The sequence below is a fragment of the Jannaschia seosinensis genome, from assembly GCF_001408515.1.
GTDB lineage: Bacteria > Pseudomonadota > Alphaproteobacteria > Rhodobacterales > Rhodobacteraceae > Jannaschia > Jannaschia seosinensis.
This window is the reverse complement of the sequence record NZ_CYPR01000209.1, coordinates 1-6,450: the sequence shown is the minus strand read 5'-3', so window position 1 is coordinate 6,450 and position 6,450 is coordinate 1. Positions and strand designations below refer to the sequence as shown.

The window sequence follows — 6,450 nt, the reverse complement described above, 5'->3', positions numbered from 1 at the left end:
TGGGCCACCTGCAACTTGATGCGCTTGCCGCCGACAGAGGCCCAGTCCTCGCTCCAGTCGAACTGGAACGCCTCGCCCGGCTGGAACACCAACGGCACGAATGTCCCGCGATCGGTCGTCTGCTGCGCGCGTTGCCGGTCTCCTTTCCAAGTCCGCACGAAGGCTGCGACACGCTCATACGAGCCGTCATAGCCAAGCTGAACCAGATCAGCGTGCATCTGCTTGGCGGTGCGCCGGTCCTTGCGCGACTTGCGCTGCTCCGTCACCAGCCAGCCTGTCAGCTTCTCGGCATATGGGTCCAGCTTGCTCGGCCGCGCCGGTGTCTGGAACCGGGGCTCAACGATCCCCGCCCGCAGATACTTCTTGATGGTGGTGCGAGACAGCCCGGTCCGCCGCGCGATCTCGCGGATGGGCATCTTGTCCCGTAACGCCCAACGTCGAATGACACTCAAAAATCCCATGTCGATCACTCCAATAACCCCCGACAAATCCCGTCAGGGGCAAGATTCCACATGGGTCAGTTCTCAGTGACAATTTAGACTGCTGCTGGGTCAGTTCTCAGTGACATCCAACAGGGCAGAGGCAATTCTCCTGACGAAAAAGGAAGAACCGTCTGGTGCTTTTCAAAGGGGAAGTGGTGGAGCCTAGGGGAGTCGAACCCCTGACCTCTTGCATGCCATGCAAGCGCTCTACCAACTGAGCTAAGGCCCCTGACCGGCCTGCGATTTACGGCAGGCGCGGAGACGGTGCAAGCAGATTTATCGCATCCATCGACCCGGTTTACGCAGGGTCAGTCTTCGTTGTCATCGTCGCCGACATCCGCGATCTCGTCGAGCGAGACCGTGTCTTCATCCTCGTCGTCGTCGAGAACGTCGTCACCGGCAACGGCGTCCTCCTCCTCGATGTCGTCCTCGTCATCGAGCAGCAGGTCATCGTCGGCACCGGCCTTCTTGGTGTCGGCATCGTCTTTGTCGGCGACCAGAACACGGGTCTTGGTGCCGGTCTCTACGTTCACCGCCTCGCCCGTGTAGGGGCTGACGACCGGGGAGCGGTTGAGGTCGTAGAAGCGCTTGCCGGTCGTCGGGCAGACCCGCTTGACGCCCCATTCTTCCTTGGGCATGTCGCATCCTTCATCTCGTGGGGGCTGTGCCCCGGGGGTCGGGAATTGGGGGCGGATGCCACAGGGAACAAGGGGTGGCAAGGGTTTTGGACAGGACGGGCCCGACACGCTCCCCGTGCCGGGTGCGCCCGATCTGGAGGTGCGCCTGCGCCGATCGGCGCGGGCGCGGCGCCTGTCGCTGCGGGTGGGGCGGTCGGATGGCCGGGTAACCCTGTCCCTGCCGGTGGGTGCGTCGCTGGTGGATGCGCAGGCCTTCGTGGCCGAGCAGGCCGGCTGGATCGCGCGTCATGTCGCGGCCGCCCCGCCGCCGCGTGTGGTGCGTGTGGGTGCGACACTGCCGGTTCTGGGCCGGGAAATACCGGTGATCGTGGGGCCGGGACGGTCGGCCCGGCTGAACGGAACGAGCATTGCTGTGGCCGACGATGACCGGGCCGGGCCCCGGGTGAAGGCGCTTTTGCAGACGCTCGCGCGGACCCATCTGGCCGAGGCGGTGGACCGGCATTCCGCCGCCTTAGGGATCGCGCCGACGCGGATGACGCTGCGCGACACGCGCTCCCGGTGGGGGAGTTGTTCGTCGCGGCGAGAGTTGATGTTTTCTTGGCGGCTCGTGATGGCGCCGGCGGAGGTGCTCGATTACGTGGCCGCCCACGAGGTGGCGCATCTGCGTCACATGGATCATTCGCCGCGCTTCTGGGCGCAGGTCGCCGCGCTGATGCCGGATTACGCGCCGCGCCGCGACTGGCTGCGCCGCGAGGGGGCGGCGTTGCATGCAGTGGATTTCGGCGGCCGCTGAGGCCATGGTGACGCCATGCTCCTGAACCCCCTTCCCGACGGCGCGGGCGCCGCGCATGACCGGCTCTACCGGACGCTGCGCACGCGGATCATGCACGGAGAACTTCCGCCGGGCGTCGCGCTGACCTTGCGCGGGATCGGGCGCGATTATGGCGTGTCGATGACTCCCGTTCGCGAGGCGCTGCGCCGGTTGGCGGCGGAGGGGGCGCTGTCGCTGTCGGCCTCGGGGCGCATCTCGACGCCGGAACTGTCGAACGAGCGGATCGAGGAGCTGGCGGCCCTGCGCTCGCTTCTGGAGCCGGAGCTGGCGGTGCGGGCCCTGCCGCGGGCGCATCTGGCGCTGATCGACCGGATGGAAACCATCAATCGCGCCATCGCCGAGCAGATCGCCAAGCACGACGCCTCCGGCTACATCCGCACCAATCTGGAATTTCACCGTACGCTCTACCTGCGCGCGCAGGCTCCGGCGATGCTCGCCATGGCGGAGACGGTCTGGTTGCAGCTCGGGCCGACGATGCGCAAGCTCTACGGGCGGTTGAACCGCACCGAGCTGCCCCGCAACCATCGGCTGATCGTCGCGGCCTTGCGCGCGGGGGACGAGCCGGGGCTGCGGCTTGCCGTTCGGGCGGACGTCACGCAGGGGCTCCGTCTGCTCGCCGGGTGATGCCGGGGCGCAGGCCCCTTGGACCGGCGTCGGCGAGGGGAGTCGCACTGCCGTCACACAACCGGATCGCCCCGCAGGAGCGCCCCTAGGGAGATGCGCCCGACCTTGCGACCGGGCGCATACGCTTCAGGCGTGGATCGCGCCGTCGCCACAGGCCAGGGCCGCTTCGCGCATCGCTTCGGAATAGGTGGGATGGGCGTGGCAGGTCCGCGCCAGATCCTCGGCGGCGGCACCGAATTCCATCGCCACGCAGACCTCGTGGATCAGGTCGCCCGCCATCGGGCCGATCACGTGACAGCCGAGGATGCGGTCCGTTTCCTTGTCGGCGAGGATCTTGACGAAGCCGTCGGCGGCGAAGTTGGCCTTGGCCCGCCCGTTGCCCATGAAGGAGAACTTGCCGACCTTGTAGGCCCGCCCCTCCTGCTTGAGCATCTCTTCGGTGAGGCCGACATTGGCGACCTCGGGATGGGTGTAGATCACGCCAGGGATCACGTCGTAATTCACGTGCCCCGCCTGCCCGGCGAGGATCTCGGCCAGCGCCATGCCTTCGTCCTCGGCCTTGTGGGCGAGCATCGGCCCCTCGATCACGTCGCCGATCGCGTAGATCCCCTTGACGGTCGTGCGGTAATGGTCGTCGACCGAGATCTGGCCGCGATCCGTCATGCCGATACCCAGCGTGTCGAGGCCCAGACCCTCGGTAAAGGGTTTGCGGCCCGTCGCCACGAGAACCACGTCGGCCTTGAGGTCGTGCGCGCTGTCATCCTTGCGCAGCTTGTAGGAGATGTCGGCCTTACCGTTCTTCACCGTGACTTTCTGAACGGCGGCGCCGGTGATGAATTTCAGTCCCTGCTTGGCGAGAATCTTCTGGAAGTTCTTCGCCACCTCCGCGTCCTGGCCCGGCGTGATGCCGTCGAGGAATTCGATCACCGTGACCTCGACGCCCAGACGCGCATAGACGGAGCCAAGCTCCAGCCCGATCACGCCGCCGCCGACCACGACCATGGAAGACGGGATCTTGTCCAGTTCGAGCGCGCCGGTCGAGCTGACGACGACCTTCTCGTCGATCTTGATGTCCGCGCCCGGAACGGGTGCCACCTCGGATCCGGAGGCGATGATGATGTGCTTGGCCTCGTGGACCTCGTCGCCCACCTTCACCTTTCCGGCCTCGGGGATGGAGCCCCAGCCCTTGAGCCAGTCCACCTTGTTCTTTTTGAACAGGAACTCGATGCCCTTTGTGTTCTGGCCGATCACGTCTTCCTTGTAGGCGAGCATCTGCTTCCAGTCGACGGAAGGCGTCTTGCCCTTGAGCCCCATCTTGGCGAAGTTGTGCTCCGCCTCGTGAAGCTGGTGGGTCGCGTGCAGGAGCGCCTTGGACGGGATGCAGCCGACATTCAGGCAGGTGCCGCCCAGCGTCTCGCGTCCTTCGACCACGGCCGTCTTGAGGCCGAGCTGTCCGCAGCGGATGGCGCAGACATAGCCGCCGGGGCCGCTGCCGATGATGATGACGTCGTACTGGGCCATGAAGTCGTCCTTCGTTGCAGATCCCCGGGGCCGGACCTCGGACCCGGCGGTCTGTCGATGCCGCTTTTTCAGGGTGTTTGCAAGTTTGCCGGCCGCCTTAGGGTCGGCTTCCGGGCTTCCGAAGGCGCTTCCGCCCCAGCACCGGGTCACCCGGGAGAGATCAGATCAGCGCCGCGATGACCAACAGGAGCGTTGCCGTGAATCCAACGATCCAGATGATCGTTCGGCCCGGTCGCCAGCCGAGGAGATAGGCCGGCACGTAAGCCACCCGCGCGGCCAGATAGATCCAGGCGCAGGTGGCGGTGAAGGCGCTGCTCTGGCCCGACAAGGTCACCACGACGATCGCGGCGGTGAACAGGACCAGGCCCTCGAAATGGTTCTGGAAGGCCCGCTGCAGGCGGCCTGTCGTCTCGGATATCGGGCGCGAAGGCGGCGTGTCGCGGGCGGACATGGTGTAGCCCGGCCCGAGTTCGCGATTGGCGTTCACGGCATAGAGAGCGAATTGCACCGCTTGCAGCAGAACGGCGAGGGCGAGGGCGGTCAATTCGGGCGTCATTCGGTGTCCTTCGGAGGGGGCGCTTCGCGGTTCGCCTGCCTGCGCCGGCTCCGCTCCAGCATGATCGAGGTCAGCAGCGAAACCGCCGCATAGAGCGCCAGCGCCGGCAAGAGCCAAGGCGAAGGGCCCTGCATCTGCCGCAGGACGAGGACGAAGGCCGTGATGATGGCAAGGCGGAGGAGCCAAGACGAGAGGACCCGCCGGACGGAGTCGCGCATATCGGGGGTCATCCGCATGCCCAGTGATAGGCCACATCCGACAGGCGGTCGGCGGGGAAGGTGTAAAGCACGCGTAAAGGCATCTCCGCCGCGGCCCAACCGTGGCGAAGACCCGGTGGCACGAAGATCGTATCGCCCTCGGAAATTTCCATATCTTGGCCCTCGAGCGTCAGGAACCCGCTTCCGGACAGGACATGGCCGATTTCCGGCAGGTCATGGTGATGGGAGTTCTCCCGGTCGCCCCGTTTCAGTTCCGCAATGCCTTGGGCGAGGCCGTGAGACGGGCCCTGCGCGGCATCGACGATCGTGCGAAAGGAGACATGACCACGCGTCGGGGCGGCCCACCGGGCGGGGCGGGCATCCTCGGGACGAATGTGAAGTGCGGCGTCGGTCATCAGGCGGTCCGCAGGAACCGGCTTTCGAGCGGCCCGGATGTCTGCCGCTCCCGCTTCAGCCAATCCTCGGCCTTCTTGCGGTCGTTGACCTTGTAGAGCGCGGTGACACCGGAATCGTCGACATCCTGCCAAAGCTGCAGGAGGGTGAGGCCGGCATTCATCCGGGTCTCCGTCTCGGCGTCGAATTCGCGCTTCCACTCGTCATAGGCGGCCGGAATGTGGTGGGTGAGTAGTTGCATGGAGGCTCCCTCCGTTTGGTTGGAGTTGCGCCGGTACTGCCCCCGGCGATCAAGTCGCTGTCGCCACAACAACGCGCCAACGGAGAAAACGTCGCAACTTGCATTTGTTGGGATCGAAGCTGCGGTCCCCTTGAGCAAGCGGTGCAGCGATCATGGCGACGGGGTTTCCGGTGAAGATCCCAAGCCTGTATGAGTCGGCCCCTAACAGGCTGCTGAAAAAGTCTTGAGTGCCCATCTTCGACTCCTACGACGACACATCATATCGGCTTTGGAAGCGCCTGCGCACAATATCTTGTCATCCCTTCGAGACGGCTGATGCTGGGTATGCCTCCGCCGAGGGCCGTCTGACCGACCCACCCGGCTGCCTTTAAGAGCATGAAGCTATGACAGACTATAGCTTCATGTCCCAAGTAGAGGTTCTTTCGGTCACGGATACCGGCCGGCGGCGTCGGTGGACTGACGCCGAGAAGGTGCGGATCGTTGAGGAGAGCTATGCGGCGCCTCGGATGGCAGCAGCGACGGCACGACGCTACGAGATCTCTCGTTCGCTTCTCACACGGTGGCGTCGCCTGGCACGTGAGGGCCTTCTGATCGGCAATGGGGACCGGGCGCATTTCACGGCGGTTACCGTGAGGCCGGAAGTCGCCGCCGAGCCAGCAACCACCGATGCGCAGTTTCGGGCGGATGACACGAGCCATGACCGGGTGGAGATCATCCTGCCGAACGGACGTCGCCTCGTGACCGCCGCCTCGACCGAGACGTCGACCCTTGCGCGGCTCATCCAGGTGGTGGAACGGGCATGATCGCGTTTCCGGCAGGCGCAAAGGTGTGGATCGCGGGCGGCGTGACTGACATGCGGAAGGGCATGAACACGCTGGCCTTGCAGGTGCAGCAAGGCCTTGGGCGTGATCCGTATGCCGGGGAGATATTTTGCTTCCGAGGACG

The 6,450-nt window shown here is 65.4% G+C and carries 11 protein-coding genes and 1 tRNA gene; 4 read left to right on the top strand and 8 right to left on the bottom strand.

The window, feature by feature from the left end; genetic code table 11:
• The 3 genes from JSE7799_RS16110 to JSE7799_RS16100 all read right to left on the bottom strand — a co-directional run.
• Positions 1 to 461: helix-turn-helix domain-containing protein (locus JSE7799_RS16110; RefSeq protein WP_144431763.1), on the bottom strand; the 461-nt coding region annotated here is incomplete at its 3' end.
• Positions 462 to 635: 174 nt separating this feature from the next.
• Positions 636 to 711, bottom strand: a tRNA-Ala gene (locus JSE7799_RS16105).
• Between the two features lie 79 nt (positions 712 to 790).
• Positions 791 to 1,120: a TIGR02300 family protein gene (locus JSE7799_RS16100; RefSeq protein WP_055664528.1), complete on the bottom strand. Its 330-nt coding sequence runs from the start codon at positions 1,118 to 1,120 to the stop codon at positions 791 to 793.
• A 55-nt stretch (positions 1,121 to 1,175) separates the two neighbouring features.
• On the opposite strand from JSE7799_RS16100, the gene JSE7799_RS16095 reads away from it, so the two are divergent.
• Both JSE7799_RS16095 and JSE7799_RS16090 read left to right on the top strand, forming a co-directional pair.
• Entirely contained in the window at positions 1,176 to 1,913 is a 738-nt protein-coding gene (locus JSE7799_RS16095) for a M48 family metallopeptidase (protein WP_055664527.1), read from the top strand.
• 15 nt (positions 1,914 to 1,928) lie between these two features.
• Positions 1,929 to 2,576: a GntR family transcriptional regulator gene (locus JSE7799_RS16090; RefSeq protein WP_055664526.1), complete on the top strand. Its 648-nt coding sequence runs from the start codon at positions 1,929 to 1,931 to the stop codon at positions 2,574 to 2,576.
• Positions 2,577 to 2,702: 126 nt separating this feature from the next.
• On the opposite strand, the gene lpdA is transcribed toward JSE7799_RS16090, so the two are convergent.
• The 5 genes from lpdA to JSE7799_RS16065 form a co-directional block, all read right to left on the bottom strand.
• Entirely contained in the window at positions 2,703 to 4,097 is a 1,395-nt protein-coding gene (gene lpdA, locus JSE7799_RS16085) for a dihydrolipoyl dehydrogenase (RefSeq protein WP_055664525.1), read from the bottom strand.
• Positions 4,098 to 4,257: 160 nt separating this feature from the next.
• Positions 4,258 to 4,653: an MAPEG family protein gene (locus JSE7799_RS16080; protein ID WP_055664524.1), complete on the bottom strand. Its 396-nt coding sequence runs from the start codon at positions 4,651 to 4,653 to the stop codon at positions 4,258 to 4,260.
• Complete coding sequence (locus tag JSE7799_RS16075; protein ID WP_055664523.1) at positions 4,650 to 4,871, bottom strand: hypothetical protein; 222 nt, start codon at positions 4,869 to 4,871, stop codon at positions 4,650 to 4,652. Before JSE7799_RS16075 ends, JSE7799_RS16080 begins: the two co-directional genes overlap by 4 nt.
• 8 nt (positions 4,872 to 4,879) lie before the next feature.
• Complete coding sequence (locus JSE7799_RS16070; RefSeq protein WP_055664522.1) at positions 4,880 to 5,266, bottom strand: cupin domain-containing protein; 387 nt, start codon at positions 5,264 to 5,266, stop codon at positions 4,880 to 4,882.
• Positions 5,266 to 5,505 carry a DUF3303 family protein gene (locus tag JSE7799_RS16065; protein WP_055664521.1) on the bottom strand — a complete coding sequence of 80 codons (240 nt, stop codon included), beginning with the start codon at positions 5,503 to 5,505 and terminating at the stop codon, positions 5,266 to 5,268. The genes JSE7799_RS16070 and JSE7799_RS16065 overlap by 1 nt, the downstream gene beginning before the upstream one ends.
• A 401-nt stretch (positions 5,506 to 5,906) precedes the next feature.
• Between JSE7799_RS16065 and tnpA the strand changes: the two genes are divergently transcribed.
• Positions 5,907 to 6,308: an IS66-like element accessory protein TnpA gene (gene tnpA / locus JSE7799_RS16060; protein WP_245624895.1), complete on the top strand. Its 402-nt coding sequence runs from the start codon at positions 5,907 to 5,909 to the stop codon at positions 6,306 to 6,308.
• Positions 6,305 to 6,450, top strand: a 146-nt coding sequence (gene tnpB / locus JSE7799_RS22075; RefSeq protein ID WP_144431762.1) for an IS66 family insertion sequence element accessory protein TnpB, incomplete at its 3' end; no start/stop codon positions are given. The genes tnpA and tnpB, both read left to right, overlap by 4 nt.

Excerpts from the sequence above, each read along its gene's own strand:
- JSE7799_RS16100 (WP_055664528.1), bottom strand. The coding sequence starts at position 1,120 with ATGCCCAAGGAAGAATGGGGCGTCAAGCGGGTCTGCCCGACGACCGGC.
- JSE7799_RS16095 (WP_055664527.1), top strand. The coding sequence starts at position 1,176 with ATGCCACAGGGAACAAGGGGTGGCAAGGGTTTTGGACAGGACGGGCCC.
- JSE7799_RS16090 (WP_055664526.1), top strand. The coding sequence starts at position 1,929 with ATGCTCCTGAACCCCCTTCCCGACGGCGCGGGCGCCGCGCATGACCGG.
- lpdA (WP_055664525.1), bottom strand. The coding sequence starts at position 4,097 with ATGGCCCAGTACGACGTCATCATCATCGGCAGCGGCCCCGGCGGCTAT.
- JSE7799_RS16080 (WP_055664524.1), bottom strand. The coding sequence starts at position 4,653 with ATGACGCCCGAATTGACCGCCCTCGCCCTCGCCGTTCTGCTGCAAGCG.
- JSE7799_RS16075 (WP_055664523.1), bottom strand. The coding sequence starts at position 4,871 with ATGCGCGACTCCGTCCGGCGGGTCCTCTCGTCTTGGCTCCTCCGCCTT.
- JSE7799_RS16070 (WP_055664522.1), bottom strand. The coding sequence starts at position 5,266 with ATGACCGACGCCGCACTTCACATTCGTCCCGAGGATGCCCGCCCCGCC.
- JSE7799_RS16065 (WP_055664521.1), bottom strand. The coding sequence starts at position 5,505 with ATGCAACTACTCACCCACCACATTCCGGCCGCCTATGACGAGTGGAAG.
- tnpA (WP_245624895.1), top strand. The coding sequence starts at position 5,907 with ATGTCCCAAGTAGAGGTTCTTTCGGTCACGGATACCGGCCGGCGGCGT.